This is a genomic window from Halomonas sp. IOP_6 (assembly GCF_021151565.1).
Classification (GTDB): Bacteria; Pseudomonadota; Gammaproteobacteria; order Pseudomonadales; family Halomonadaceae; genus Vreelandella; species Vreelandella alkaliphila.
In genome coordinates, this window is the sequence record NZ_JAIRBO010000009.1 from 108,257 (window position 1) to 133,421 (window position 25,165).

Sequence of the window (25,165 nt, forward strand, 5' to 3'; positions counted from 1 at the left end):
AGAAGTCTATTAGCTATGATACGCGTTCACGGCAATGGCTGCAGAAACAACCGTTACGAATAACGCATTTCAAACTCACACAACGCTGCCAACTGACCCTGCAAGCCGCTACAATAATGGGCTTAGCAACCTGGGCGAGATTCTCATGGCTGTATTTACTCCGCTGAGCGACGTTCAGGTCGCCGCGTTTTTGGAAAAATTTGATGTAGGCAGCTTCGTTTCGCTACAAGGCGTTGCCGGTGGCACAGAAAACTCGACGTTTTTTGTGACCACCGATCGTCGTGAGCTGGTGTTAACCCTGTTTGAACAGGGCGAACATGAAGAGCTGCCGTTTTTTGTCGAGTTGTTGGATTACCTGGATGAGCACCGTCTGCCGGTGCCCGGTACTATTCACGACCGCGAAGGGATTGCGCTACACAGTTTGGCAGGCAAGCCTGCCTTACTGTTTCCACGCCTACCAGGCAAGCATCCTAGCGCCCCTAACCTTGCCCAATGCCAAGCGCTGGGCAATACGTTGGGGCATTTGCATGTTGTCTCCCAGCGTTTTCCTGGCCATCGGCCAAACCCGCGCGACCTTCACTGGCTGCGAGCAGTGCATCACAAGGTGCTAACGTATATTAGCCCTGACGACCAAACGCTGATGAAAAATGAAGTCGATGACTTCGAAGGTGCCTTTAGCCAGCACGGCGAGCTACCGCAAGGAGCGCTTCACGGCGACTTATTCCGTGACAACACGCTGTTTGAGGGCGACCAATTAGGCGGTGTTATCGATTTTTACAACGGTTGTACCGGCGATTTGCTATTTGATCTCGCCATCGTCATTAACGACTGGGCAACCAATGAGGATGGCACGCTGAATGCTGAGCGTTATGAAGCCATTCTGAGCGCTTACCAAGCACGTCGCCCTCTCACCGCAGATGAACGTGAATTATGGCCAACCATGTTGCGCATGACGGCATTGCGATATTGGCTATCGCGCCTGCTGGTTGTCTATGTTGACCCACCTGCCCATGACCTAACGCCTCATGACCCTGAGCGTTTCCGAACCATTTTAAAAGCGCGCATTGCATTTGGCGCACTACCGCTCCCAGAGGTTTCTTGATGATCGAATCGGTGACCACCAGCGCCCAGGCCTTACGCGCCCGACGCACATGGAATATTGACCAATGGGGCAGTGGCTACTTTGATGTGAACGACCACGGGCAAGCCTTGGTTCGTCCGCTAGGTAGCGACGCAGAAGGCCCAGCATTGCCACTTAGCGGGCTTGTGCGTCAGTTGCAGACTGCGGGTCTGCGGTTGCCGGTACTGGTAAGGTTTAGCGACATTCTGCACGACCGCGTAGAACAGCTGTGCGGTGCGTTTGATATCGCGATGCAGGACATCGACTATCAGGGCGGCTACACAGCCGTTTATCCGATCAAAGTGAATCAGCAGCGCCGCGTGGTGGAAGAGATCCTCGCCACCTCCGAGCGAGGCAATGGTCGCGTAGGCTTAGAAGCAGGCAGTAAACCGGAGCTGCTGGCAGTGCTGGCGCTGTCTGATGGCGGCTCCTCGCTGATCGTCTGCAATGGTTATAAAGACCGCGAGTACGTTCGCCTAGCGCTGCTGGGTGAAAAGCTGGGGCATCGCGTTTACCTGGTCGTTGAGAAGCTGTCTGAGCTAGAGCTTATATTAGAAGAGGCGCGTGAGTTGGAAGTCACCCCGCGTATTGGTTTGCGGGCACGGCTTGCCTCAGTGGGTAAGGGTAAATGGCAAAATACCGGCGGCGAGAAGTCGAAGTTTGGTCTGACTGCCAGTCAAATTCTTGACGTAGTCGCGACCTTGCGCGCTCAAAATGCGTTAGAGAGCCTACAGTTAGTGCACTTTCATCTCGGCTCGCAAATTGCCAATATTCGCGACATTCAGCGCGGTCTGCGGGAATGCGCCCGTTTTTACCAAAACCTGATGAGCCTAGGGGCACCGATTGATACCGTCGATGTGGGTGGCGGTCTAGGAATCGACTACGAAGGCACCCGCTCACGTAGCTACTGCTCAGCCAACTACTCCATGCAGGAGTATGCACGTAACGTCGTTAGCGCCTTTGCGCAGCTGTGTCAGGAGGCTGACCTTCCCCAGCCTCATCTGATCAGCGAGTCAGGCCGTGCGCTAACGGCTCATCATGCCGTGTTGATCACCAACGTAATTAGCGAAGAGCGCGTTAACGATTCGCCTCCAGAGCGCTCTTCTCAGGAAGACCTCCAGGTGGAAGCCCTATGGCGGGTTTTTGAGCAGTTAGCCGAAAGCCAGGAGCCCCGTGTTTTGGTGGAAGCCTGGCATGATCTTCTGCAGGCGGTTAGTGAGCTGCAAGACCGTTTCGTAATGGGCTTAAGTGATATCAATGCCCGTGCCGAAGGTGAACGACTTTATATGGCAGCCTGTGCACGCCTACGCGGTCAACTCGATACCCGTAATCGCGCGCACCGGGAAATTATGGACGAACTGGCCGAAAAGCTAGCCGACAAGCTGTTTGTCAATTTCTCATTATTCCAGTCGGTGCCTGACGTTTGGGGAATCGAACAGATATTCCCTGTTCTGCCGTTGAGCGGGTTAGACCAACCCCCCACTCGTCGCGCAGTCATTCAGGATATTACCTGCGATTCAGATGGTCGCATTGATAGCTACGTGGATGGCCAAGGCGTGGAAAGCACACTACCGCTGCCCGAGTGGGCGAGCGACGACGAGCGTTGGCTAGGCTTCTTCCTGGTAGGTGCCTATCAGGAAATTCTCGGCGACTTGCACAACCTGTTCGGCGATACCGACTCAGTCGATGCCGCACTGGGTGAAGATGGCGAGTGGGTCCTTTCTAACCTACAGGCAGGCGATACGGTGGCCGATGTTTTAGCCTACGTGAATTTTGATGCTCGAGTGCTTAAGCAAAAGCTCACCGAGCAACTAATCACTAGCGGCTTTTCGACCCAAGAGCAGGCAAAGTTTGCCGCTAGCCTGAGCGAAGGCCTGGATGGCTACACCTATTTAGAATAGTGCTTATAGAACCGTGCTTATAGAATAGGCCAACGAAAAAGCCACTGACATCGTCAGTGGCTTTTCGCATAACTGCTAACGCTTACCTATTGTTGGTTTTGGCGTCATCGCCATCCAACTACTCTACTACGCTAGTGGTGATTTCTAACCCGCCGGTCAACGTTAAACGCAGCGAAGCTCCACGGGGCAATTCGCCCACACCCGCAGGTGTGCCTGTCAAAATGACGTCACCCGGCTCTAGCGTGAAGTGACGACTCATCTCTGCCACCAACGTCGGGATCGCGAAGATCATATCGGCACCTTCTCCGTGTTGACGCTCTTCACCATCAATCTCAAGGGTGAACACCAGCGCGTTCCAATTGGGGATGCGGCTTAGCGGCAAAAACGGTGATAGTGGGCAAGCACCATCAAATGCTTTTGCTATTTCCCACGGGTGCCCTTTCTCTTTCAGCTTGGTTTGCACATCTCGCAGCGTTAAATCCATCGCCAGGCCAATACCCACAATGGCACGCTCTGCTTCATCTTGAGTAGCGTGAGTCAGTGTCTCTCCAACCAAAAGCGCAAGTTCGACTTCATAATGTACATCACCCCGTGAAAACGGCGGATCAAGAGGTTTAGTCAAGTCCACCACACTGGTGGCGGGCTTCATAAATAACAGTGGCTCACTGGGGACCGGATTATCCAGTTCTTTGGCATGGTCGGCATAGTTGCGGCCAACGCAGACGATTTTGCCCAACGCGTGGGGAAACTCCTGACCATCGGTAAACTGGGGAACAAAACACATGGCGGGTCCTCTCCTTCTCATTATGCGTGCCGCATTCGCAACGACAGGCGCAACAGTCTACCCCAGCTATGCGTATGTTCCACAACCTCTTCTATAGCATTTTATACATACTACTAGCGATACGTTAGATTATGCGTCGGGCGTCCAGCGATCCTCGGGCCCATGCGCCAAAAAGCTAGGGCGCTGCTTGGGAGCAGCAAACGGTGCAACACAGCGATTATCCGGACGATTAAATACAAAGAACACGTTGCTGCGGGGGTCAGGCGACAAATTGGCATTAGATGCATGCAACGTGTTGCAATCAAATAGCAACAGGCCACCAGCCCTACCCTTCGGCGCTTCAATGCCATATTTTGCTACTAACTGAGTCAGCGCTTCTTGGCTGGGTACGCCAATCTCCTGTGCTTTAAGCGAGCTTTTGTGGTTATCCTCCGGTGTTTCCCCCAAGCAGGGCACAAATTCTAAATGGGAGCCTGGAACCAGCATAAGCGGACCATTAAATTCATGGTTATCGGTCAAGATTAGTGAAGCGCTAACAGCATGCATATTCGGCATACCATCTTCCGCGTGCCACGTCTCGAAATCAGAGTGCCAATTAAATCCTTTACCTGCAAAACCTGGCTTATAATTAATCCGTGACTGGTGCACGTAAGGATTAGCGCCAATGATCTGCCGGGCTGCACCCGCTAAGCGTTCGTCACTGGCCAGTTGACCTAATCGCTCAGAAAGCCTATGCACGGCAAATAACGAACGAATATCGTGGCTTTCTGGCTCAGTAACGCTGAATTCCTGATCGCGATAAGCATTATTACTCATCAATAATCTCATTTCATGGCGAAGTGCCTCTAGCTCTTCACCTGAAATGAGGCTTGGAATAAACAAAAAACCTTTGCGCTCAAACTCATCAAGCTGCTCTGGGGATAGCGGCCCTGATAAGCTCCGACCTTTAACCACCGCATCGCGACGCGGCTGAGTTAGCGAAGCTGGGGCTGCCGCTAAGCGCGTTGGGTACTCATCTTTCCCCGCTGTACGTTGCGCCGACGGCATATCTAACATTTCATTATATTGCTTATAGACAGTAATCGTTTTGAGAGAGTTGTTGCTGACTGTCATCTAATCCACTCCTTGTATGATTAAATTTCAGATCGATAAAACATGTAGCGGCTTTCACTTTCACATAACACAGCCAACAGGATAGCTAAACACTTAGCCATTTCAACCTATATACCTTAATTCACAACGTGTGTTATGAAATTTCTTTAACCCCTCTAAAAAAATAATTAGCAATAACTTTTAAAAACTAACCCAGACAAACATGCCCATAAATAAAATCGCTATCAAAACCAGTATTTTCTGCCATTTCATCTGGCTTTAACAGCTTGATACTACTCCGATTTTTACGAATAATTTTTTTCTGTTCAAGCGCCGTCATACAGCGACTCACATGAACACTCGTCATACCTAAAAGCTCCCCAACAATTTCTTGTGTAACAGGAAAATCAAAAACATCGCCTTCTAAAAGCCCCTTAAATTTGAAACGTGCGTAAATTTCAAGTAAAAAGTGTGCAACTCGTTCTATTGACTGATGATGCGTACAACTTCTAAGGCGTTCTATCGTAACATTGTCATTCACCATGACATAAGACGTAATTGCCTTTCTAACCTCCTCATTTTCTTTACAAAGCGCATGAAGATAATCACCAGAAAATTTTATAAGTTCACAATTAGTAATAGGAAAGATAATCAAATCATGGCATTCAAAAAAACTTTCACGCATACCAATAATATCGCCAGGCATAAAAATATTACAAATACCCTGCCCACTTGTATTCGTTGAATGAGCTAGACTTGCCCACCCCTCTTTTATAACAAAAATATCGGAACGACCGTCACTTACAGCGAAAAACCGCTGACTTTTCTTTAGCTCCATAGGCTTCTGAGGCATTGTTGACAGCATATTGAGAGACCTTTCTCCCATTTCGCCATATAGACCCAGCACCTGCGATATATTAATACATGCCGCATTAATATTATCCAAGCTTCCAAGCTTACTCTTACGACTTATATCGTTCGCTAGGGGAACTCGATCCACAGTAAGCCCTTTCATCTCTACACTCCATTGTAGCTAGACAAAAATTGTGCACCTCGGTATAAAAGTACAAGTAAATAAATATTAAATACTTTTTCTGACAGAAAATATAGTCAATACTGAATAAACAAACAAGGTACTTTTATAACAGAAACGCGGAGCGTATTAAAAACAAAAATTGACATTTGTTAAAAAACAACCATAAAACACTAATAATAGATAACACTCTTACATTAGATCCCTATTATCAATTGAGAACATAGAAACGAAATTAATAATATTTTTTCCATCGTATTATCTTCACATAGCATACCGCCACTCATGGTCTCATTAAACCAGTAGATTAGGCAGAAAATATAATCAAGTAAGGACACATAAAACATGAGGCTTACTATTTATATAAAACATTAAAACAGGGACAGATTCAGGTTAACAACAAAACATCAGACATAAGCTAAGGTAGCAAAACATTATCAATCCGATTATTATTTTATGACGCAAACCTAGAGAAACGCTTTATGAAAAAATTCTCCCTTATCGCATCTACTCTTATTATCCTGTTAGCTAGCGGGTGCCAATCACACTCAGCGCCTCATCAAGCAGCCAAGCCTGACGAAACGCTAACCAATACGTACTGGAAACTGGTCACGCTTGAAGGGCAACCCATCATCACCGCTGAGAACTTTCGCGAGCCTCACCTTGTGCTCCATGAAGAAGATACACGGCTTGCTGGCTCAACTGGCTGCAATACCTTGATTGGCAGTTACCGTGTTGATGGTAAGCAAATAGCATTTGAACAAGTTGGTACCACGATGATGGCCTGCCCCGACACGCAAATGCGTAACGAGCAGGCAATGCTAAGCACACTTAATAACGTAGACACTTGGCAAGTAGACGGTGGTTCCTTGTCACTTAACAATGCCAATGGCAAACCAGTGGCAGTATTTGAGGCCGTGCATCTTTATTAGCCATCGGTTTGGAGGCAAACTCACTTAATGAAAGCGCCCTCTTGTCGCTGCTGCTCTCTATGCGCAAGTATGTCGACAAATGCACGCACTTTCGCAGGACGAAAACGTGCTAATGGGAAAACGACATGTATGCCGCCGGAGGGCAAACTCCACTGGGGTAAAATATGTATAAGGCGTCCGGCGGCTATGTCGCCTGCAATGACATAATCCGGCAATACCGAGATTCCTGCACCAGCGTACAACGCTTCGCGTACCGCGAGTGTCGCATCAAGAAAGATTGAGGCGCGCACGTGGATGGTTCTGCGTTCACCCTTACTGAGTGAAAACTCCCACTGCAATGGATGGGGCAGCGCTTTATTAGCAATGAACGGGAATTTCAATAACTCTTCCGGCTGAGAGAGCTGCGCCACCTCTTTTTCAAGGCTTGGCGATGCAACGAGCAGTTGCTGAAAAGAGCCTATTTTCCTTGCCTGCACGCTTGCCTCTGTTAGCCAACCAACACGGATAGCCAGTTCGATATCCTCAGCCATCAGATCGACTTTTTGATCCCGCAGCGTGGCATCGACCCGGCAATCGGGATATTGCTGGGTATATGCAGCAATCGCAGGCACCACAAAGGTGACACCGTAATCGAAAGGGGCGGTCAACCGTAATGTGCCTGTCGGCTCCTGGGCTATTTCGCCTAACTCATCAAAAGCATCTTCAGCTTCACGGAGAATCAAGGCACAGCGTTGGTAAAACACTTTTCCAGCGGAGGTAACTTGTACCGATCGCGTCGTACGCGTAAGGAGAGAGGTTCTAAATTCTTGTTCAAGACGTGCCACCTGCTGGCTAACCACCGCCTTGGTGATACCCAGACGCTCTGCGGCGGCCGTAAAAGACCCCGTTTCAACCACAGCAGAAAAATAAGCTAAGCGCCGCAAGTTATTAAATCCGCCTAGTTTACTTCCACTTCGACTGTATGCTTTTTCCATACGCATAATATGCTTCGTATGTATTTATCCGTCAATACAATCTCTTTAGCATGCGAGTCAATCATGTATAGAGAGACTCGACTATGAATAACACTTTGTATTACCTATTCGATCCTTTGTGTGGCTGGTGCTATGGCGCAACATCATCTGTTTCAGACGTGATCGCGGCAGACGATATAAAAGTGGTTCTGTTACCCAGCGGCCTTTTCACAGGCCGTGGCGGAAGGCAAATGGATCATGAATTCGCGGCCTATGCCTGGAGTAACGATCAGCGGATTGAGCGCCTAACGGGACAACTATTCACTCAACTATATCGCGATCACGTGTTAAGCGATCATCATCAGCGGTTTGATAGTAGTGCCGCTACGCTAGCGCTAACGGCAGTATCGCTTGCCGCACCCGCCGATGAGTTCGAGGCTTTAAAAGCAATCCAATACGCACGCTACGTACAGGGTCGAGACGTGACATCTCAAGTCACGCTGGTTGAGATTCTACAAGGACTTGAGCTGACACAAGCGGCAGAGTTAATGACAAGTGCCAGTGAAACACTTATGCATTCCAATCGTTCTCGAATTTCACAGGCTCAAACACTAATGCAGAAGCTTAACGTTCGAGGAGTGCCCACGTTCATCGCTCAGTCGAGTGAAAACCTAAAGGCTCTTTCCACGAATGAGTTGTATGCCAACCCCAGTGCGCTAGCCCAACAGATACGCGCGCTATAACGCACCAACTTAATCAATTGACCCTCTAAACAAAATTGCAGAAGGAAGAAAAAATGGCTACTCGGCGTATGTTTTTAAAGTCATTAACTGCCTTAGGATTATCCATGGCTATAAGCACTGGTAACCTAAGTGGCATAAAAAAGAGCCTCGCGTCTGATGATCAATTAAGTTGGCAGCACTTTCCTGCTGGAGAGCATGGCTTTTTCCGAGCGCCCGTACTGGTGACGGGAGCAACAGAGGCAGTATTAATTGACAGCGGCTTTACCTTATCTGACGGACGTGCCGTTGCCGAGGCAGTCCAACAGAGCGGTAAGCAGCTAACCACCGTCTACATTAGCCAAAGCGATCCTGATTACTATTTTGGCCTTGGTGCGATAAAAGCAGCCTTCCCTGATGCTCGCATTGTCGCAGCTTCAGCTACCGTTGATGCTATCGAAGCTAATGTAGAGAAAAAAATCTCTACATGGTCACCCCAACTTCAAGACAATGGCCCTCAGTCACTTGATGATATCGTTATGCCTGAGGTTTTCGACGGCCATTTATTGCAAGTCGATGGTGAAGATATCCAGATTGTTGACGTGGAGGGTTTACCTAATCGTCGCTATCTTTGGGCTCCTTCCTTAAATGCTATTTTTGGAGGTGTGCTGGTATTCTCAGACCTACATGTGTGGATAGCAGACACCCCTACTGCTGAACAGCGAGCGGCTTGGATACAAGCGCTTGATGAAATGGCAGCACGCTTTCCTAAGGTCGTTATACCCGGTCACATGCAACCTGACGCAGCTATTGATGCTTCCGCGATTCAATATACACGTGACTACCTATTAGCATTTGAAGAAGAGCTCGCCAAAGCGAATAACAGCGATGAACTCATTGAAGCAATGACCCGTCGCTACCCAAATGCAAAGCTAAGCGTTGCACTACAGATTGGCGCTAAAGTAGCTATGGGGGAAATGGACTGGGGATAGTCATTTTTCCCTGTAGTATAGAGGTGGCCGATGACTATCTTTCTGTAATGGCAGCTTGGTCACCCAACTTGCAAGGTTCAGTTGTGGAGGTGCCCACGCTGTAGACACTTTATAGACACATACGAAAAAGCCGCCCTTTCGGACGGCTTAATCTAATTCTCTAACGCTTTGATTTTAACCACTTTTAAGTGGTGCCGACACCAGGAGTCGAACCCGGGACCTACTGATTACAAGTCAGTTGCTCTACCAACTGAGCTATGTCGGCTCTTCGCGCTTTCTTGAGAATATGATTGCTTCACTGTTAAGCTTTGCAATCAACAAGAAATCTTGTTGGCAATGGCTGGGGTACCAGGATTCGAACCTGGGAATGCCGATACCAAAAACCGGTGCCTTACCACTTGGCGATACCCCAACGTTTGGTGGCCAGAGACGGAATCGAACCGCCGACACGGGGATTTTCAATCCCCTGCTCTACCAACTGAGCTATCTGGCCGCTGCCAACGGTGCGTATTAAACTAAAAACTCAGCTTTTCGTCAACACTTTCGTGAAACTTTCTTTCTAGTCACGTGCTTAGGGCACTTCTTTGCAGGGCTCAAAACGTGCAAAAGCCGCGCCATCCGTGGGCTGCACCGAGTTTCACTCCTTACAGCCTTGCTTCCTGAACGCTTAAGCCTGGGTAGGCGGCACGTAACCTTCAGCTTGATCCGTTGCTTCGTTATTTAGAAAACGCTGCATTTGATCCATCAAATAGGCGCGCGCCTCAGGCTCTAACATGTTGAGGTGCTTTTCATTAATCAAGCGCGTTTGCAACGACTGCCACTCTTCCCAGGCCTGCTTAGACACGGTGGCTTGAATCTCTTGTCCCTGCTTACCTGGTAATGGTGGAAATGGCAGGGCGGGCAGCTCTTGTTGGTACTTGCGGCAGAAAACGGTGGTGCTCATGGTGTGCTCCTTTATGAATAACGGTGCGAATATAAAAGTAATAACGCGAGTGAGGTTAGCGCGACGGCCCTGGCGTTGGATCTAAGGAAAAAGGCGCCAGCTGGCTCAGCAGCGATTTAACCGGCGCAGCCAAGCCAAGCGTGGGCGGTTCGTCAACGTCATACCACACGCCATCTTCTCTTACGCCGTTCAGCCTATCGCAACTGACGGGCTGAGGCGTAATCAATAGCCGAAAATGACTAAATGTATGAGTAAAGCTGGGCAGTGGCGCATGGCGTTCGGGGGACGTCACATGATCAGCCAGCCAATCGTCCAGTTCACTATGCTGCTCAAATTGAGGCAGGCTCCATAGGCCTCCCCACAAGCCGCTGGGTGGCCGTTGCTCTAACCACACCCGCCCTTGCCTGTCTCGTAGCATCAGCATAATGGTTTCACGCGTCGGCAAGGCTTTTTTAGGCTTGGATTCGGGAAAGCGTTGCGGCTCACCTTGGGCATAGGCACGGCATACGTCGTTAAACGGACAGATCAGGCAATCAGGTTTGCTGCGTTTACATAGCGTGGCGCCGAAATCCATGATGGCTTGGGTATAGTCGGCAAGACGGGTATTGGGCGTGAAATACTCAGCCAGTGTCCATAGTGAACGCTCTACTGCTGGCTTGCCTGGCCAGCCAGCAATGGCATGCAAGCGAGTCAGCGATCGTTTTACATTGCCATCTAAAATCGCGGCCTGCTGACCAGAACGTTGTTTATCAGAGCTATGTTTATCAGAACTTTGCGCGATGATCGCGCCAGCAGTGGAGCGGCCGATACCTGGCAGCGCCATTAACGCTTCGACACTGTCCGTTGGCAGCTCTCCCCCATGGGACGCTAACGCCACTTGAGCCGCTTCATGCAAATTACGGGCACGGGCGTAGTAACCCAGCCCGGTCCAGAGATGCAGCACGTCGTCCTGAGGTGCGTTGGCCAGTGCTTCTAACGTGGGAAAGCGCATCATAAAGCGTTTAAAATAGGGAATGACCGTAGCGACCTGGGTTTGTTGGAGCATAATTTCAGATACCCATACCCGGTAGGCACTTCGGGGCGACTGCCAAGGCAGGTCATGCCGTCCATACTGATCGAACCAGGTAAGCAAGCGACGTTGAAACTCTTCCGCCGCGAGGCACGGTGTAAACATGTCGGCCATAGGATTTCCTTAAACAGTAAAACGGCACCCTGCAATTAGCCGTCAGTTGGCCTTGCTATTATGTGGCTAACTAACACGCAAAAAAGCGCCGGCGGTAAGGCCGGCGCGCACTTATTGTATCGATTCAAAACGTGCATGAATGCTCAGTTAAATAGACGACGAATCCCCTCACGAAGTTCCTGACCAGCACCTTCTCCTAGGCGTTCGTCAATTTGATCAAGCGAATCGCCCAGCCGCTCCTCAAGCTCTTCTTCAAGACGGCTGCCTGCTTCATTACGTAGTAGGTCTATCACCGCTGCTTGGAAAGCCGAACGATCAAATCGGCACCACTGGGTTTTATCGTCGCCCACATGGCCTTCACAGCGAACAGGAAGAGGCAACTGCTCTAAGCGCGGGTTCACGTTACAGGCGGCATCCGCCGTGTCGACCAACCTAGCATTTGCCTCAGTCGTAAAATTCAGCGTATTGAGATTGAATTCGCCTTCACCTTGTACGTCAATGCCAGGAAGGGTGATAAGCAAATCGTCACTGTTTACTACGCCATTACGCACTTGGAAGGTCGCGTCAAACCGTTCAAAGCGCGTATCAGGTTCCCATTCGCGCAGGGTGCCTTCGCCCTCTAGCTGCGCCACTATCTCACACATTTGCTGAGAGATATTCGTTTGCAGAATAGCGCCGTCGTTCAGTTGTGCACTTAGCTCGCCGTTAAGATTATTGGTGAGCACATCACGGCGATTGCCTTGGGTAGTCAGTGCGCCTTCCAAGTTGAAGCGGCCTCGTAACGGTGACGCCTCTTCGCTAAAGGTTTCAATGAGCGGTGCGACCTGAACATCACTGACACGTGGAGAAATCTGCCATTCCAGTACGTTTGCTGTCGCATCTAGACGGCCAGTCGAATTAAGCTCGCCCTCATAAAAACGCGACTCAAAGGCTGTCAGTTGGTGCACTCCATTCTCGCCGCGCAAGCTTAGCGAAGTGCCATCGAACGTTAATCCAGCCAGCACAAGCTGGTCGACGCTTAAGTCCCCCTCTAGCGATAGCGTGCTCAGCCATTCCTGAGGTAATAGTGCCCCATCGGTTTGGGCGAAGGCTTTGCGCAGCATGCCTCGGCTAGCTTGTTGAGCGGTTTCCGGACCAGGCAGATAATGATCAATATTCAGCTGGTCGCCTTCCAGATTAAAGGCGAGCCGAGTACCGTCCAGCGCGGCGGAAATATTACCTGTAAAGGTACTGTCGTCCACTACTAAGGAAAGACGCGGCAGTGCAATACTCGTCATATCTCCTTCAATTGGGCTAGTCATCGCCACATCTCTCAGGGCACTTTCATTGGCCGTATTGAGAGTAATGCCTGCGCGAGATAACCAAGGCCGCAATGTAAAAGGCGCTGCGGTGAGTTGGCCGCTGTACTGAGGAGAGTCTAAAAACTTTTCGACATTGAGATGGCCACTGACTCTCAGTCCATCCGGCCCGGTTAACTGAGCATCTTTAAACTGAGCAGTTTGCGCCGCCCAGTCACTTTCCAAACCAAATGCCAACGAAAGCGCGAGGCTACCCTGCCAATTGTCTGGATGACGTAAGCCCGCGTCAACGACACCCTCGCGAATCGTAAGTTGCTGCTCACCCATTCGGGCAACTATTTCAGCTGCTTTCAAACTAAGCTGCTGCGGATCACTTTCTCCAGAGCGTCGCGTACGAGTCGTCAACTGGATATTTTCAAAAACCAGCTGCTCATCTTTCAAACCTAAACGAAGACGAGTTTCGAGATTCACTTCGCTGCTCAGGTCGGGCGTACGCTCCAACACCTCTGCATCTAAGCGATTATGCTTAGTTAATGTGAACATGGTTTTTAAAGGGAAGGAACGTAACGGATTGACGTTGGCGCCTGAAATATTGAGCGACTGCACACGCCAAAGTGCTTGGCTTTGCTCATCACGAAAACGAATATCAGCATTTTTCACTTCTACACTGGCAATATTCAGCACCACCGACAAATTACCAGCATCTGCGTTGGGGCCAGCGCTTGCAGGCGCCAGTACCGTTTCCGCTGTTTCGTTACCCTGCTCAGCGAGGCGCTCTAGTAACGGCTGCCAATTACCTTCGCCCTGCTCATCCTTTTCAAGGTTTAAGCGCATGCCATCTAGGGTTAAGCCGTCAACCGCTATTTCGCCGCGTAATAAAGGGGCAAAGGCTACGCTAACTTCAGCTCGCTCAATGGCGGCAAACGCACTCTCGTCCTGAGCTTGCTCTGGCAGCCACGCTTTTGCCTGCTCAACACTGACCCCTATACGCGGATAAAATGACCATGTGATTGGGCCTTCCAACGCTAGATTCAGGCCAGTTTGTTCTTCTACCACCGCAGTTAGCCGAGGCTTGAAATCTTCTGGGTCAAGAAAAGTGGTGACATACACCACTGCGGCAACGGCAACAATCGCTAAAATACCTACCGCAGCCAGCAAAATACGTAGTAGATGATTCATAGCCCTTTTCCTTGTGGGTCTAGCTCAACAAAATCACTGGTGATGGAATCATCCGACTGTGCGGATGATCCAGGGGCTACGGGGCGATAACCAAGCTTTGAGAGCAGTACTCGATCTGCTAACGGCAGCGACGACGTTTCGATGCGCAGCACACGTCCTTCTTGTTTTGCCTGCTCTCCTAACAGTGCCATTAGTCGCGCGCCTACGCCACGCCGTCGGGTGGGTTTACGCACGCACAGCTCGGAGAGCCACCACGCGCGGTCAGCTGCCTCTTTTATTGCCACCGCACCGAGCAGTCGATCGTTAAAATGTGCGCAGGCAAAAAAGTGCTGCCCTTTTAAATGCTGTTCGATAAAAGGGGCGACCGTTGGTGTAGGCATTCGCTCTTGGGGCGCATCTTCATAAATGCGTATTAGGTCAATACGCACCTGCTCCTCTGCTTCCCAACGGGCCTGGTCGACGTAATGCAATGTCACCGGCATGGTGAAATCCTCTTTGCCAAAGCAGCAAGGCTGCTATTCTACCGCCAGCAAAGGCGGCTACCTTTCGCGCATTGTAGCGGATGGGGGCACCGATTCACTATAATGGTCGCTTTTGGCACAGGTTATGCTTTGATCTAGCGGTGTTAACATTACCCGACGATCCACCAATACCCCCTCAGAGTGCGCATCAGCGCAGGAGATGCAACATGTCAGCGCGTATTGCCACGGTAAGCCGTGACACCAACGAAACGCAGATTACGGTCAGCGTCAACCTTGATGGCGAAGGCCATCTCCGCAGCGACACCGGCGTTCCGTTTCTTGACCATATGCTTGATCAAGTGGCTCGTCATGGGATGGTGGATCTCGACATTGACGCAAAAGGCGATCTGCACATCGATGATCACCATACAGTTGAAGATCTAGGCATTACCCTAGGCCAAGCATTTCACCAAGCGATCGGCGATAAACGCGGCATCTATCGCTACGGGCATTCTTACGTTCCTCTTGATGAAGCGTTGTCCCGTGTGGTTATCGACTTCTCCGGCCGTCCAGGTCTCTATATGAATGTCGACTTCACCCGCGATACCATTGGCAGTATGGATACCCAGCTGTTTTGGGAATTTTTCCAAGGCTTCGTCAACCATGCGCGCGTCACCCTGCATATTGACAATGTAAAAGGCTTTAATGCTCACCATCAGGCTGAGACTATATTTAAAGCGTTTGGCCGCGCGCTGCGCATGGCGGTGGCAGAAGACCCGCGTATGGCGGGACAAATGCCGTCTACCAAAGGAAGCCTATAATGCCGGGTATTGCAGCGAGTGGTAGCTCGCCAACGATAACAAGGAGCGCTTTATGACCATCGCGGTAATCGATTATGGAATGGGCAACCTGCACTCTGTGGCAAAAGCGCTTGAGCACGTCACCCACGAAAATGTGATTATTACTCGCGACCCTCGGCGTATTTTAGGTGCAACGCGCCTAGTACTCCCGGGCCAAGGGGCTATTCGGGACTGTGTAGGCGAGCTGGAACGTACCGAGCTACGCGGTCTAGTCGATGACATCCTTACCCGTCAAGCTAAACCACTATTGGGTATTTGCGTGGGCCAGCAAATGCTGATGGAGCGTAGCGAAGAGAACGGCGGCGTAGATTGCCTGGGCTTTTTCCATGGCAGCGTTGATCGTTTTCCGGCCAATATGCGCGATGATTACGAACAGCGCTTAAAAGTTCCGCACATGGGCTGGAACCTTGTGGCGCAACATCACGATCACCCGCTATGGTCAGGCATTGACGATAACGAACACTTCTATTTTGTGCACAGCTACTACGTTAATGCGACCGACGATGCCCAAGTGTTTGGTACTACCCAGTACGGCAAGGTTTGCGCCCATGTGGCGATTGGCCGTGATGCCACCTTCGCTGTTCAGTTCCATCCTGAAAAAAGCTCCCGCGCGGGCCTTCGCCTGCTAGAAAACTTTGTCACCTGGACGCCCTGAGAGGTTTCACAATGTTGGTAATTCCCGCGATTGATCTCAAAGACGGCCAGTGTGTGCGCTTGAAGCAAGGCCGCATGGAAGATTCAACGTCCTACGGCGATGACCCTGTTGCCATGGCCGCTCGCTGGGTAGAAGCGGGTGCTCGCCGCCTGCACTTGGTTGATCTAAACGGCGCTTTTGAAGGCAAGCCGATGAACGGCGAGGCAGTCACCGCAATTGCGCGCGCCTACCCTAAACTGCCCATCCAAATTGGCGGTGGTATCCGCTCAGCGGAAACCATTGAGCATTATTTAAATGCCGGGGTTTCTTACGTCATTATTGGCACTAAAGCGGTTAAAGAGCCGAACTTCGTGGGCGAAATGTGCCGTGCGTTCCCAGGCCACATTATTGTTGGCCTGGATGCTAAAGATGGCTATGTGGCCACCGATGGCTGGGCGGAAGTATCCACTTTAAAGGCGACCGAGCTCGCCAAGCGCTTTGCCAATGACGGCGTTTCCAGCATTGTCTATACCGACATTGCCCGCGACGGCATGATGCAAGGCGTCAATGTAGAAGCCACGGCTGCGCTAGCCCGTGAAGGTGGCTTACCAGTGATTGCTTCCGGCGGCGTCACCAATTTAGACGACATTCGTGCGCTGTGTGATGTCGCTGACAGCGGCATTTTAGGCGCGATTACCGGCCGCGCGATCTATGAAGGCAGCCTCGATGTGGCAGAAGCTCAGCGCTTGAGCGACCAGCTTAGCGGAGGCGACAAATGAGTTTAGCGAAACGTATTATCCCCTGCTTAGATGTCGATGCCGGACGCGTGGTGAAAGGCGTTAACTTTGTAGGCATCCGTGATGCAGGCGATCCGGTCGAAATTGCCCAGCGCTATAACCAGCAGGGTGCCGATGAAATCACCTTCCTCGACATTACCGCCAGCCATGAAAACCGTGACACAACGGTCGACATGGTAGAGCGCATTGCCGGTGAAGTGTTTATTCCCCTCACCGTGGGGGGAGGCATCCGCAGCTGCGATGATATTCGCACGATGCTGAATGCAGGGGCTGATAAAGTCTCCATCAATACCGCCGCGGTGACCAACCCTGAGTTTGTTCGCGAAGCCGCCGAGCGCTTTGGCAGCCAATGTATTGTGGTGGCGATTGACGCTAAGAAGGTGTCTAAAGAAGGCGAGCCTCCTCGCTGGGAAATATTCACTCATGGTGGGCGTCGACCAACGGGACTGGATGCCATCGAGTGGGCCAAAAAGATGGTAGAGTTTGGTGCTGGCGAGTTATTGCTCACCAGTATGGATCGCGACGGCACTAAAGTGGGCTTTGATCTGGGGGTTACCCATGCTATTTCTGAAGCCGTCAGCGTGCCGGTAATTGCCTCTGGCGGTGTAGGAAACTTGGATCACTTAGTAGACGGCGTACTCAAAGGTGGTGCCGATGCAGTATTGGCAGCAAGCATCTTCCATTTCGGTGAATATACGATACCAGAAGCAAAACGTTACATGGCGGAACGTGGCATCGAAATGCGCCTTTAGCGAAACCACTTAGTAGTGAAATCACTTAGCAAAAAGCCCTTCTCTCAGGAACAGTGACATGCCTCGTTATTATCAATGGGCAGGAGGGATAGCAGGGATTTGGCTGAGCACTACCGTCTCAGCCTTTTCTTTGCCAGATTGGCCTCCCACCTTAGAACTCGATCACACACTGGTGCAAACCAGTTTGCTAACGCGCCACTTCGATCCTGACCCTGACCATACCAATCAGCAAAAACTGGTAAGCATTGAACTACATAATCCAGACCGCTGGTTAACAGGGGCGGCATGGTTTAAAAACTCGTTTGATCAACCAACCTGGTATTTTTATGCAGGGCGTGAATTCCCGCTTTGGCAATTTGCCGAAGAGATCAACGTACGCGCCAAGCTAACTGGCGGGCTACTACACGGCTATAAAGGTGAATATCGCGACAAGATTCCCTTTAACCATTTAGGCACGGCGCCTGCACTGCTACCCAGCATTGGCGTGCAATGGGGGCGCGTAGAATCAGATCTCATCATCTTCGGCACCGCCGGCATGATGGTGACGGCGGGCCTGCGGTTTTAACCAGCTTCGACAGCTACTCCTTGCCCTCGTCTAAGGTTAAACCAAGATTACTAATGCCGTTATTACGCCCTAGCTGACGAATTTCTTTTAGGTAGGCTTTAGTAATTGGCTCACTCACGGCGTCCAAAACAGCGTCCTGGAAATCATTTTCGTCGGCCATCAAGGGATGGTCGCGAATGATCAGCGCAAGCGCCTGGGCATCTTCTTCACCTTCCGTTAGCTCGATAAAAGCGCGAACGCCCGCTCGCGAGGTGCGGCTGACATCTAACACTGCTTCAGGCGACTCCCCCAGCAGCGTATCCAGCAGCGCGGATACCGACACAACAGCATCTAACGCTCGGCGCGCTCCAAAGCTCTCATCATCTTCCGGAGGTTCGCACTCAGCCAGCTTTTCCGCTTGCCGAGCAAAGTCAATGCTAGCATTAGAAACGCTCAGACGTTCCCACACCAGGCTCAGCACAGTACGCAGTGTATGCTCGTCACCTAACCCCGTGGTTTGTTGATAAAGCGCGTAGTTAGGTAGCAGACGTTCACACAGGGCTGCCATAAACGCTTGCTGAGCGGGCAACGGCAACTGTTGAAGCCGCTGGTAAAATCCTAGGGGTTTAGCCACCATGCTGATTTCCTGGGTCACAATATTGGTGAAATGAACGCGATACGTTATCGTCGCACAAACGCGGCAGGAGATCCCTATCGCGTTATTAACATCGGCCGGCGAGGAGATTACCATGCATATTCATCTGCTACAGCACGGCCCTGACCATGGTCCCGCTCGTCTAACTGACTGGCTTGAGAGTATGGGCCATAGTTACACCGTTTTTCATCTTTATGCGGGCGAGCTAACTCCACGACCAGGTGAGTGCGACGCGCTAATTATACTGGATGGCCCTGAACGTCTAGTAAATGATCCACCCGATTGGTTTAAAGCCGAACGCAAGCTGATTAACCGCTATCTGGATGGGCAGAAACCATTATTGGGTATTGGCTTGGGCGCACTGTGGATAGCGGAGGCGCTGGATGCAGTTATTGCACCAGGCACCTACCCTGAAATTGGCTGGCACCAAATAACACTTGCCCCGGAAAGCACCTTTGACCTACCCGAACAATTTGAGGCATTTATGATGCACCGCCTCGTGTTTAGCTTACCGGAAAGCGCACTACCGCTAGGCGGCAGTGCAGCAGCACCACTGCAAGGTTTTTCGTGGGACGCCGGGCGTGTCGTCGGTTTACTGTGTCATTTCGAATCGACGGCTTCCAGCGTATCACCACTGCTCAATGCCGATGAATGGCCACAGCCCAAAACTGCCGCAGCAGGGCGCTTTATACAAACCAGTGAACAGATCCTAGAAAATGCTGGACGCTTTCATCAGTTAGCCCCGCTGCTAGACCGCGTGATGACCCAATGGCTGAAAGCGGCATAATCTATAGATGAATACAACGCCGCTAAGCGCTCCACTGCCTAGCGGCTTCTAAGCAGCTTTCCCAATCGCCAACATGCAGTTCCACAGGGCGGTTATCTCGGTGCTTTTCAAGATGATAGCGATAAAGTGGGTCGTAATATTCGGTCAACAGTGGCGCAAGCCATGCTTCGTGGGCTTGAATATTCCCTAGTGCATGGGCATCAAAAGCCATACCTTGTAATCGCTGTAGACGCTGCAATCGGGCATTGCCTAAGCGTTTCGCCAAACGCTCCAGGGCATTGGCTAATTGGAGTCGCATACGTTGCCAGCCCTCTTGTGGGCCGTAACGGGCAGTGTAGCGCTGTTCAAGTGCTTCGATATAGTCGCGGCGCAACTGCTCTAAACGCCAATCCAAGGGCATCTCAATGCGTATTCGCGGCGCACGTTGCAGGGCATGCCAAAAGGTAAGCGGAATATTGGCATTACCGATTTGCCGCGACTCATCTTCTACCACTAAGCTTCCCGTCAGCCCAATTAAGCGCTTGGCTAAGGCATGCTCAAAATCAATTTGTGTTGTCGGCTCTTCTGGCTGCCTCCCAAAAGCCGATCCTTTATGGTTGGCAAAAGCCTCCAGATCAATGCCATTACTCAATTGATTGATTAGCGTCGTTTTCGCGCAACCTGTCAGCCCCGCCACGACCAGCATCGGCTGGCTGGAAGCCTCATCAATGCGCTGACATAGCCGTTGCCGCATCGCTTTCCAGCCACCGTCAATGCGCGGCCTGTTGATGCCTGCATCAGCAAGCCATTGCTGTGCAATTTGCGAACGCAGCCCTCCGCGAAAACAGTAGATAATAGCGTCTGGTTGACGCGCTACGTATCCCAGCCACGCGTCAACGCGTGCTCGTTTAGTGTCACCGCTGACTAAACGTTCACCTAACCCGATTGCTACCTGCTGTCCGTGCTGTTTATAAGCAATACCAACTTGATGGCGCTCATCATCAACCATTAACGGTAAGTTAACCGCGCCAGGCAAACTGCCTTGAACAAATTCAACCGGGGCGCGCACATCTATCAGCGGTGTTGTTTGCGCAATTAAGTTCAATGATGCTGGAACAGTGGCTAGCATCATCCAATGACCTCAATCAAAACGTCGCCTTGAGCTGCCTTCATGGTGCCAAAAGGTACCAAGGTAAGACTGTGCTCACGACCAATACGCTCTACATCATCTTCCCAGGCAGGGTCGACACTGATCAGCAAACCACCTGACGTCTGAGGATCACACAGCCATTGCCAGTGAGCATCGTCCATCACAGGCAACGCTTTACCAAGGGCTTCGCGGTTGCGCAGCGAACCTCCGGGGACAGCGCCCTGCCGACGGTAGGCTTCGGCTTCTGCTAAACGGGGTAAGCGGCGAAAATCGATCTGCGCCATCACACCGCTTGCGCTGCACATTTCAGCTAGGTGTCCAGCAAGGCCAAACCCGGTGACATCTGTCATAGCGTTAACGCCTTTCACCTTAGCTAACTCAACACCGATATGATTGGGCTTGAGCATCGTTTCACGGGCAAGGCCATGGTGCCCAGCCTCTAACAAACCCCGTTTTTCGGCTGTGGTTAGTAGCCCTACGCCAAGTGGCTTGGTTAGGAATAACAGGTCATTAGGCTTTGCTTGGCTGTTGAGCTTTAAATGTGCTAAATCGACTAACCCGTTGACCGCCAAACCAAACATCGGCTCAGGAGCGTCGATCGAGTGACCGCCCGCTAACGCTACCCCTAGCTCACGACAAACAGCCTGGGCACCGGCAACAACATCACCCGCGATTTCTGCGCTGAGTTTATCCAGCGGCCAACCTAAAATTCCCAATGCCATGACCGGCGTGCCACCCATGGCATACACATCGCTAATCGCGTTAGTGGCAGCAATACGACCAAAATCAAAGGGGTCATCGACAATCGGCATAAAGAAGTCGGTGGTCGCAATCATGCCGCGGCCATCACCCAAATCATACACCGCTGCGTCTTCGCGTCCCTTGTTACCGACAATGAGTCGTTTATGGCCCGCGGCAGGCCCAGCTTTAGCAAGAATCCCATCCAGTACATCTGGTGCAATTTTGCAGCCGCAACCCGCTCCGTGACTATATTGGGTTAACCGAATTGCACTCATGGCGCCTCTCCTTAGTCTTAATGCTTTTCCTTAGCATAGCTTACGCTACAACGCTTCCAGGGCATCGCTCAATTTATCAACAGGAATAACCTCCATTCCCTTCGGAGCCTGCTTAGGTGCGTTGCCGCGCGGAACAATTGCCCTTAGAAAACCGTGCTTAGCCGCTTCAGCAATGCGTTCTTGCCCACTGGGCACTGGCCGAATTTCTCCTGAAAGCCCCACTTCGCCAAACACCACTAGCTCTTTTGGCAGTGCACGATTTTGCAGACTGGACACCACGGCTAACAGCACCGCTAAGTCAGCACTGGTTTCGAGCACTTTCACTCCACCCACCACGTTAAGGAAAACATCTTGATCACCGGTAAACAGACCACCGTGGCGATTTAATACGGCTAGCAGCATGGCAAGTCGGTTTTGATCGACGCCAACGGCAACACGGCGAGGATTCCCCAGGGCAGACTCATCTACCAATGCCTGCACTTCCACGAGAATGGGCCGAGTGCCTTCCCACACCACCATGACCAAACTACCGGGTGCCTGCTCTTCTTGGCGTGAGAGGAAAATCGCGCTGGGGTTTTTAACCTCTTTCAGACCTTGCTCGAGCATTGCAAACACACCCAGCTCATTCACCGCGCCGAAGCGGTTTTTCTGGCCGCGGAGCGTTCTAAATCGAGAATCAGCTCCGCCCTCTAATAGCAACGAAGCATCAATCATATGCTCCAGCACTTTAGGACCAGCCAGCGTGCCATCTTTGGTCACATGTCCAACCAGCAAAAGAACCGTGTTCGTTTGCTTAGCGAAGCGTGTCAGCGCTGCCGCAGACTCCCGTACCTGGGCAACGCCCCCCGGCGCAGAGCTGATATCTTCCAGATGCATAGTCTGGATAGAGTCAATCACCAGAATCTCTGGCTTCTCCCGTTCAGACACCGCCAAGATGGTTTCTACACTGGTCTCGGCCAACATTTTCAAGCCATTAGTAGGCAGCTGTAAGCGGTGGGCGCGCATGGCGACTTGGGAAAGCGACTCCTCCCCAGTGACATATAGAATACGCCGCTGCTGGGCGAGCTTGCAGGCAGTTTGTAGAAGCAGTGTAGATTTACCAGCGCCTGGATTCCCCCCCAGTAACACAGCGGAACCCGGCACTAAGCCGCCACCCAGCACACGGTCAAACTCGGCAAAGGTCGAGGTAAGACGAGGAACCTCACTGAGATCCACATTACCAAGATCCACCACGTCTCGCGACAGGTCTCCAGCATAGCCCGCTCGTCCCGTCGCAGTACCACCTCCAGGTCGCGCACTGGCCAAACGAATCTCACTTAGCGTGTTCCACTCCTGGCAGCTGGAGCACTGGCCTTGCCACTTCCGATACTCTGCACCGCACTCGGTACATACAAAGGCACTCTTCGCTTTCGCCACCGCCCTATTGCTCCTGTTGATATCTTGATGTCGCCACTGAGATTTATGCATCAGATAGCTAGAAATGCAAAAGGCGGCCAATGGCCGCCTTTGAGCGTCGCTTCACACTTTATTGACGCTGTAACTGCAGCATCTCGCCATTCTCGAAACGACGACGCTCTGGGTCGATCAGCTCCAACGTGCGCTCACTGATACGCTGGAAGTAGTAAATCTGACCATCGCCATTCGGCGTTAATTCATAGACAGTAGCATCTGGATCAGACGGCGTGCCCGTCAGCACTTCCCAGTTCCCTGCATAGTTTTCGTCTGGTGGTGTTTGTGGATGATTACGATAAGTGGCGTTTAACGTGAACGTCCGCTCTTCAGGAGCACTCATTTCTTCGCCTATCATCGTCACATCCAAGTCGATACCATCGCAGTTGCGGCAAGGCAGCGTACCTTGGTAATTGACTTGAGAAGCAGTCATTCCTGCATCTTCCCCCTGGCCCGTCGGGCCAGCTGCACAGCCCGCCAGCAGTGCCAACATAGCCGAGCCGGCTAGCAAACTCCTAAATTGCATTGAGTGTCTCCTTATCGTGTTGGACATACATTTCTTTCGCGCGCTTATGACAGCATAACCGCTACAAGGTGCGACGCCCACCCCCTTGCTTACTTGAATGCTTGCGCTCGGGCAGCCATCGGGTGACCATGGGGTATTAACATTAGGATAATCAGGTTACCCCCATGAGCCAATACTGGAGTCCAGCTGTTCGGGAGCTTACCCCCTATGTGCCAGGTGAGCAGCCCCGCGAACAGGTTATTAAACTCAACACCAATGAAAACCCTTACCCACCTGCGCCAGGGGTGAGCAAGGCGCTGCGCAATTATGCCACCGATCATTTGCGCTTGTATCCTGACCCTACCTCTTACGCATTGCGTACTGCGCTGGCTGAAAGCTATGGGGTTAGCGTGGCAGAAACCTTCGTCGGCAATGGGTCAGATGAAGTACTCGCGTTTGCGTTTCAGGCCTTCTTCTGTCATGACGCACCGCTGGATGTCCCCTCAATCACCTATAGCTTCTATCCTGTTTACGCCAATCTTTATGGCGTCACGCTTCGCAAACACCCACTAAATGCCCAGTGGGAAGTTGATATTGATGCCCTGGCGAGTGCATCAGAGCGCAGCGGCGTTATTTTTGCCAACCCAAACGCGCCGACTGGGCATGCGCACTCCCTCGAAACCATTGAAGCTCTGCTTAAGCGCGTGACAAACCGGGTTGTATTAATTGATGAGGCTTATGTTGATTTCGGCGCTGAAAGCGCTGTCGCCTTAGTTAAGCGCTACCCTAACCTGCTAGTCACGGGAACGTTCTCTAAGTCACGTAGCTTGGCTGGTTTACGCTTGGGCTATGCCATTGGCTCCCCTGAGCTGATTGATGGCCTCCAGCGGGTCAAGGACTCGTTTAATTCCTATCCAGTGGATAGCCTAGCGAGCCTCATCGGCATTGAAGCTCTGAAAGATGAAGAACACTTTAACGCTTGCCGAAATAATGTGATCTCGACCCGTGAGCGCACACGTCAGCGACTTGAGCAGCTAGGTTTTGAAGTACTGCCTTCAAAGGCCAACTTCGTGCTTACCCAGCATCACGATTTTGAAGGCGCTCAGCTGTTTGCAGGCCTCCGCGAGCGAGGAGTTTTGGTACGTCACTTTAATACTGACGCGCTCAACAACTTCTTACGCATCACAATCGGTACAGATGATGAAATGGATAGTTTAATAGAGGCACTGGAAGCAATCTGCCGCTAATTCTCACATTTTCAAAGCATAAAAAAATCCCCCAAGGCATCAGCCCTGGGGGATTTTTTCGAATAGTCTATAACCAATAGCGCAAACAAAAAACCCAGCCGGTTGGCTGGGTTCTTTGTTAAATAAGTGCCTGACGATGATCCGGGCGGCGTTCCGCTACTCTCCAGGGGAGACCCCTAAAAAGCAAAACCCCGACCAAA

At 51.3% G+C, this 25,165-nt stretch carries 25 protein-coding genes and 3 tRNA genes; 12 read left to right on the top strand and 16 right to left on the bottom strand.

The genetic code is table 11. The annotated features are described in order from the left end of the window. Window positions 1-145: 145 nt before the first annotated feature. Together K7H08_RS15650 and speA are read left to right on the top strand one after the other, a co-directional pair. Window positions 146-1,102 (top strand): homoserine kinase, encoded by a 957-nt coding sequence (locus tag K7H08_RS15650; protein ID WP_095604530.1) that lies wholly within the window; start codon window positions 146-148, stop codon window positions 1,100-1,102. Further along, window positions 1,102-3,021, top strand: coding sequence for a biosynthetic arginine decarboxylase (gene speA, locus K7H08_RS15655; RefSeq protein ID WP_231658491.1), 1,920 nt, complete (start codon window positions 1,102-1,104; stop codon window positions 3,019-3,021). The genes K7H08_RS15650 and speA overlap by 1 nt, the downstream gene beginning before the upstream one ends. 118 nt (window positions 3,022-3,139) lie before the next feature. Here the strand turns inward: speA and K7H08_RS15660 are convergent, their stop codons facing one another. The 3 genes from K7H08_RS15660 to K7H08_RS15670 form a co-directional block, all read right to left on the bottom strand. Further along, window positions 3,140-3,805, bottom strand: a complete 666-nt coding sequence (locus K7H08_RS15660; protein WP_038478261.1) for a fumarylacetoacetate hydrolase family protein — start codon at window positions 3,803-3,805, stop codon at window positions 3,140-3,142. A 129-nt stretch (window positions 3,806-3,934) separates the two neighbouring features. After that, a complete protein-coding gene (gene thpD / locus K7H08_RS15665; protein WP_231658492.1) occupies window positions 3,935-4,918 on the bottom strand; it encodes an ectoine hydroxylase in 984 nt (327 codons plus the stop codon). A gap of 187 nt (window positions 4,919-5,105) precedes the next feature. Next, window positions 5,106-5,912, bottom strand: coding sequence for a Crp/Fnr family transcriptional regulator (locus K7H08_RS15670; RefSeq protein ID WP_231658493.1), 807 nt, complete (start codon window positions 5,910-5,912; stop codon window positions 5,106-5,108). A 500-nt stretch (window positions 5,913-6,412) separates the two neighbouring features. Here K7H08_RS15670 and K7H08_RS15675 point away from each other — a divergent pair, with 500 nt between their 5' ends. After that, window positions 6,413-6,862, top strand: a complete 450-nt coding sequence (locus K7H08_RS15675; protein ID WP_038478271.1) for an META domain-containing protein — start codon at window positions 6,413-6,415, stop codon at window positions 6,860-6,862. A 20-nt stretch (window positions 6,863-6,882) separates the two neighbouring features. Here the strand turns inward: K7H08_RS15675 and K7H08_RS15680 are convergent, their stop codons facing one another. Then, window positions 6,883-7,842, bottom strand: coding sequence for a LysR family transcriptional regulator (locus K7H08_RS15680; protein WP_198349857.1), 960 nt, complete (start codon window positions 7,840-7,842; stop codon window positions 6,883-6,885). 77 nt (window positions 7,843-7,919) lie between these two features. Here K7H08_RS15680 and K7H08_RS15685 point away from each other — a divergent pair, with 77 nt between their 5' ends. Together K7H08_RS15685 and K7H08_RS15690 are read left to right on the top strand one after the other, a co-directional pair. Then, a complete protein-coding gene (locus K7H08_RS15685) occupies window positions 7,920-8,558 on the top strand; it encodes a DsbA family protein (RefSeq protein WP_038478275.1) in 639 nt (212 codons plus the stop codon). Between the two features lie 104 nt (window positions 8,559-8,662). Then, window positions 8,663-9,526, top strand: coding sequence for an MBL fold metallo-hydrolase (locus K7H08_RS15690; protein ID WP_231658494.1), 864 nt, complete (start codon window positions 8,663-8,665; stop codon window positions 9,524-9,526). A gap of 189 nt (window positions 9,527-9,715) precedes the next feature. On the opposite strand, the gene K7H08_RS15695 is transcribed toward K7H08_RS15690, so the two are convergent. The 7 genes from K7H08_RS15695 to K7H08_RS15725 form a co-directional block, all read right to left on the bottom strand. Continuing rightward, window positions 9,716-9,791 (bottom strand) — tRNA-Thr (locus K7H08_RS15695). A 72-nt stretch (window positions 9,792-9,863) separates the two neighbouring features. Beyond that, a tRNA-Gln gene (locus tag K7H08_RS15700) sits at window positions 9,864-9,938 on the bottom strand. A gap of 5 nt (window positions 9,939-9,943) precedes the next feature. Further along, a tRNA-Phe gene (locus K7H08_RS15705) sits at window positions 9,944-10,019 on the bottom strand. 174 nt (window positions 10,020-10,193) lie between these two features. Next, window positions 10,194-10,469, bottom strand: coding sequence for an oxidative damage protection protein (locus K7H08_RS15710; RefSeq protein WP_083007102.1), 276 nt, complete (start codon window positions 10,467-10,469; stop codon window positions 10,194-10,196). 55 nt (window positions 10,470-10,524) lie between these two features. Beyond that, on the bottom strand, window positions 10,525-11,652 hold the full coding sequence (gene mutY / locus K7H08_RS15715) for an A/G-specific adenine glycosylase (RefSeq protein ID WP_231658495.1): 1,128 nt from the start codon (window positions 11,650-11,652) through the stop codon (window positions 10,525-10,527). 143 nt (window positions 11,653-11,795) lie between these two features. After that, window positions 11,796-14,129 carry an AsmA family protein gene (locus tag K7H08_RS15720; protein ID WP_038478287.1) on the bottom strand — a complete coding sequence of 778 codons (2,334 nt, stop codon included), beginning with the start codon at window positions 14,127-14,129 and terminating at the stop codon, window positions 11,796-11,798. Then, the gene (locus K7H08_RS15725) at window positions 14,126-14,611 is read right to left on the bottom strand and encodes an acetyl-CoA sensor PanZ family protein (RefSeq protein WP_120386330.1); all 486 of its coding nucleotides are present in this window, start codon (window positions 14,609-14,611) and stop codon (window positions 14,126-14,128) included. The genes K7H08_RS15720 and K7H08_RS15725 overlap by 4 nt, the downstream gene beginning before the upstream one ends. Before the next feature lie 206 nt (window positions 14,612-14,817). Between K7H08_RS15725 and hisB the strand changes: the two genes are divergently transcribed. The 5 genes from hisB to K7H08_RS15750 are packed head-to-tail and all read left to right on the top strand — an operon-like array spanning window position 14,818 to window position 18,198. After that, window positions 14,818-15,411, top strand: a complete 594-nt coding sequence (hisB, locus tag K7H08_RS15730; RefSeq protein ID WP_231658496.1) for an imidazoleglycerol-phosphate dehydratase HisB — start codon at window positions 14,818-14,820, stop codon at window positions 15,409-15,411. Between the two features lie 52 nt (window positions 15,412-15,463). After that, window positions 15,464-16,105 (top strand): imidazole glycerol phosphate synthase subunit HisH, encoded by a 642-nt coding sequence (gene hisH / locus K7H08_RS15735; protein ID WP_038478294.1) that lies wholly within the window; start codon window positions 15,464-15,466, stop codon window positions 16,103-16,105. 11 nt (window positions 16,106-16,116) lie between these two features. Then, window positions 16,117-16,863 carry a 1-(5-phosphoribosyl)-5-[(5-phosphoribosylamino)methylideneamino]imidazole-4-carboxamide isomerase gene (hisA, locus tag K7H08_RS15740; protein ID WP_095604466.1) on the top strand — a complete coding sequence of 249 codons (747 nt, stop codon included), beginning with the start codon at window positions 16,117-16,119 and terminating at the stop codon, window positions 16,861-16,863. Continuing rightward, entirely contained in the window at window positions 16,860-17,633 is a 774-nt protein-coding gene (gene hisF / locus K7H08_RS15745; protein WP_038478299.1) for an imidazole glycerol phosphate synthase subunit HisF, read from the top strand. The genes hisA and hisF overlap by 4 nt, the downstream gene beginning before the upstream one ends. A 58-nt stretch (window positions 17,634-17,691) precedes the next feature. Beyond that, window positions 17,692-18,198, top strand: coding sequence for a hypothetical protein (locus tag K7H08_RS15750; protein ID WP_051626361.1), 507 nt, complete (start codon window positions 17,692-17,694; stop codon window positions 18,196-18,198). Between the two features lie 13 nt (window positions 18,199-18,211). Here K7H08_RS15750 and K7H08_RS15755 read toward each other — a convergent pair whose 3' ends face one another. After that, complete coding sequence (locus K7H08_RS15755) at window positions 18,212-18,814, bottom strand: YjaG family protein (protein ID WP_038478301.1); 603 nt, start codon at window positions 18,812-18,814, stop codon at window positions 18,212-18,214. A 112-nt stretch (window positions 18,815-18,926) separates the two neighbouring features. On the opposite strand from K7H08_RS15755, the gene K7H08_RS15760 reads away from it, so the two are divergent. Then, window positions 18,927-19,619: a type 1 glutamine amidotransferase gene (locus K7H08_RS15760; RefSeq protein ID WP_038478303.1), complete on the top strand. Its 693-nt coding sequence runs from the start codon at window positions 18,927-18,929 to the stop codon at window positions 19,617-19,619. 22 nt (window positions 19,620-19,641) lie between these two features. Here the strand turns inward: K7H08_RS15760 and mnmH are convergent, their stop codons facing one another. The 4 genes from mnmH to K7H08_RS15780 form a co-directional block, all read right to left on the bottom strand. Further along, complete coding sequence (gene mnmH / locus K7H08_RS15765; protein ID WP_231658497.1) at window positions 19,642-20,730, bottom strand: tRNA 2-selenouridine(34) synthase MnmH; 1,089 nt, start codon at window positions 20,728-20,730, stop codon at window positions 19,642-19,644. Then, entirely contained in the window at window positions 20,727-21,764 is a 1,038-nt protein-coding gene (gene selD, locus K7H08_RS15770; RefSeq protein WP_095604463.1) for a selenide, water dikinase SelD, read from the bottom strand. Before selD ends, mnmH begins: the two co-directional genes overlap by 4 nt. 45 nt (window positions 21,765-21,809) lie before the next feature. Then, window positions 21,810-23,180, bottom strand: coding sequence for a DNA repair protein RadA (gene radA, locus K7H08_RS15775; RefSeq protein ID WP_038478312.1), 1,371 nt, complete (start codon window positions 23,178-23,180; stop codon window positions 21,810-21,812). Window positions 23,181-23,289: 109 nt separating this feature from the next. Continuing rightward, window positions 23,290-23,739: a copper resistance protein NlpE N-terminal domain-containing protein gene (locus K7H08_RS15780; RefSeq protein WP_038478315.1), complete on the bottom strand. Its 450-nt coding sequence runs from the start codon at window positions 23,737-23,739 to the stop codon at window positions 23,290-23,292. A 164-nt stretch (window positions 23,740-23,903) separates the two neighbouring features. Between K7H08_RS15780 and hisC the strand changes: the two genes are divergently transcribed. Beyond that, complete coding sequence (hisC, locus tag K7H08_RS15785) at window positions 23,904-24,965, top strand: histidinol-phosphate transaminase (RefSeq protein ID WP_198349852.1); 1,062 nt, start codon at window positions 23,904-23,906, stop codon at window positions 24,963-24,965. Window positions 24,966-25,165 lie beyond the last annotated feature (200 nt).

Bases quoted from the DNA above. Each gene is read 5' to 3' on its own strand.
- K7H08_RS15650 (WP_095604530.1), top strand. From the start codon at position 146: ATGGCTGTATTTACTCCGCTGAGCGACGTTCAGGTCGCCGCGTTTTTG.
- speA (WP_231658491.1), top strand. From the start codon at position 1,102: ATGATCGAATCGGTGACCACCAGCGCCCAGGCCTTACGCGCCCGACGC.
- K7H08_RS15660 (WP_038478261.1), bottom strand. From the start codon at position 3,805: ATGTGTTTTGTTCCCCAGTTTACCGATGGTCAGGAGTTTCCCCACGCG.
- thpD (WP_231658492.1), bottom strand. From the start codon at position 4,918: ATGACAGTCAGCAACAACTCTCTCAAAACGATTACTGTCTATAAGCAA.
- K7H08_RS15670 (WP_231658493.1), bottom strand. From the start codon at position 5,912: ATGAAAGGGCTTACTGTGGATCGAGTTCCCCTAGCGAACGATATAAGT.
- K7H08_RS15675 (WP_038478271.1), top strand. From the start codon at position 6,413: ATGAAAAAATTCTCCCTTATCGCATCTACTCTTATTATCCTGTTAGCT.
- K7H08_RS15680 (WP_198349857.1), bottom strand. From the start codon at position 7,842: ATGCGTATGGAAAAAGCATACAGTCGAAGTGGAAGTAAACTAGGCGGA.
- K7H08_RS15685 (WP_038478275.1), top strand. From the start codon at position 7,920: ATGAATAACACTTTGTATTACCTATTCGATCCTTTGTGTGGCTGGTGC.
- K7H08_RS15690 (WP_231658494.1), top strand. From the start codon at position 8,663: ATGGCTATAAGCACTGGTAACCTAAGTGGCATAAAAAAGAGCCTCGCG.
- K7H08_RS15710 (WP_083007102.1), bottom strand. From the start codon at position 10,469: ATGAGCACCACCGTTTTCTGCCGCAAGTACCAACAAGAGCTGCCCGCC.
- mutY (WP_231658495.1), bottom strand. From the start codon at position 11,652: ATGGCCGACATGTTTACACCGTGCCTCGCGGCGGAAGAGTTTCAACGT.
- K7H08_RS15720 (WP_038478287.1), bottom strand. From the start codon at position 14,129: ATGAATCATCTACTACGTATTTTGCTGGCTGCGGTAGGTATTTTAGCG.
- K7H08_RS15725 (WP_120386330.1), bottom strand. From the start codon at position 14,611: ATGCCGGTGACATTGCATTACGTCGACCAGGCCCGTTGGGAAGCAGAG.
- hisB (WP_231658496.1), top strand. From the start codon at position 14,818: ATGTCAGCGCGTATTGCCACGGTAAGCCGTGACACCAACGAAACGCAG.
- hisH (WP_038478294.1), top strand. From the start codon at position 15,464: ATGACCATCGCGGTAATCGATTATGGAATGGGCAACCTGCACTCTGTG.
- hisA (WP_095604466.1), top strand. From the start codon at position 16,117: ATGTTGGTAATTCCCGCGATTGATCTCAAAGACGGCCAGTGTGTGCGC.
- hisF (WP_038478299.1), top strand. From the start codon at position 16,860: ATGAGTTTAGCGAAACGTATTATCCCCTGCTTAGATGTCGATGCCGGA.
- K7H08_RS15750 (WP_051626361.1), top strand. From the start codon at position 17,692: ATGCCTCGTTATTATCAATGGGCAGGAGGGATAGCAGGGATTTGGCTG.
- K7H08_RS15755 (WP_038478301.1), bottom strand. From the start codon at position 18,814: ATGGTGGCTAAACCCCTAGGATTTTACCAGCGGCTTCAACAGTTGCCG.
- K7H08_RS15760 (WP_038478303.1), top strand. From the start codon at position 18,927: ATGCATATTCATCTGCTACAGCACGGCCCTGACCATGGTCCCGCTCGT.
- mnmH (WP_231658497.1), bottom strand. From the start codon at position 20,730: ATGATGCTAGCCACTGTTCCAGCATCATTGAACTTAATTGCGCAAACA.
- selD (WP_095604463.1), bottom strand. From the start codon at position 21,764: ATGAGTGCAATTCGGTTAACCCAATATAGTCACGGAGCGGGTTGCGGC.
- K7H08_RS15780 (WP_038478315.1), bottom strand. From the start codon at position 23,739: ATGCAATTTAGGAGTTTGCTAGCCGGCTCGGCTATGTTGGCACTGCTG.
- hisC (WP_198349852.1), top strand. From the start codon at position 23,904: ATGAGCCAATACTGGAGTCCAGCTGTTCGGGAGCTTACCCCCTATGTG.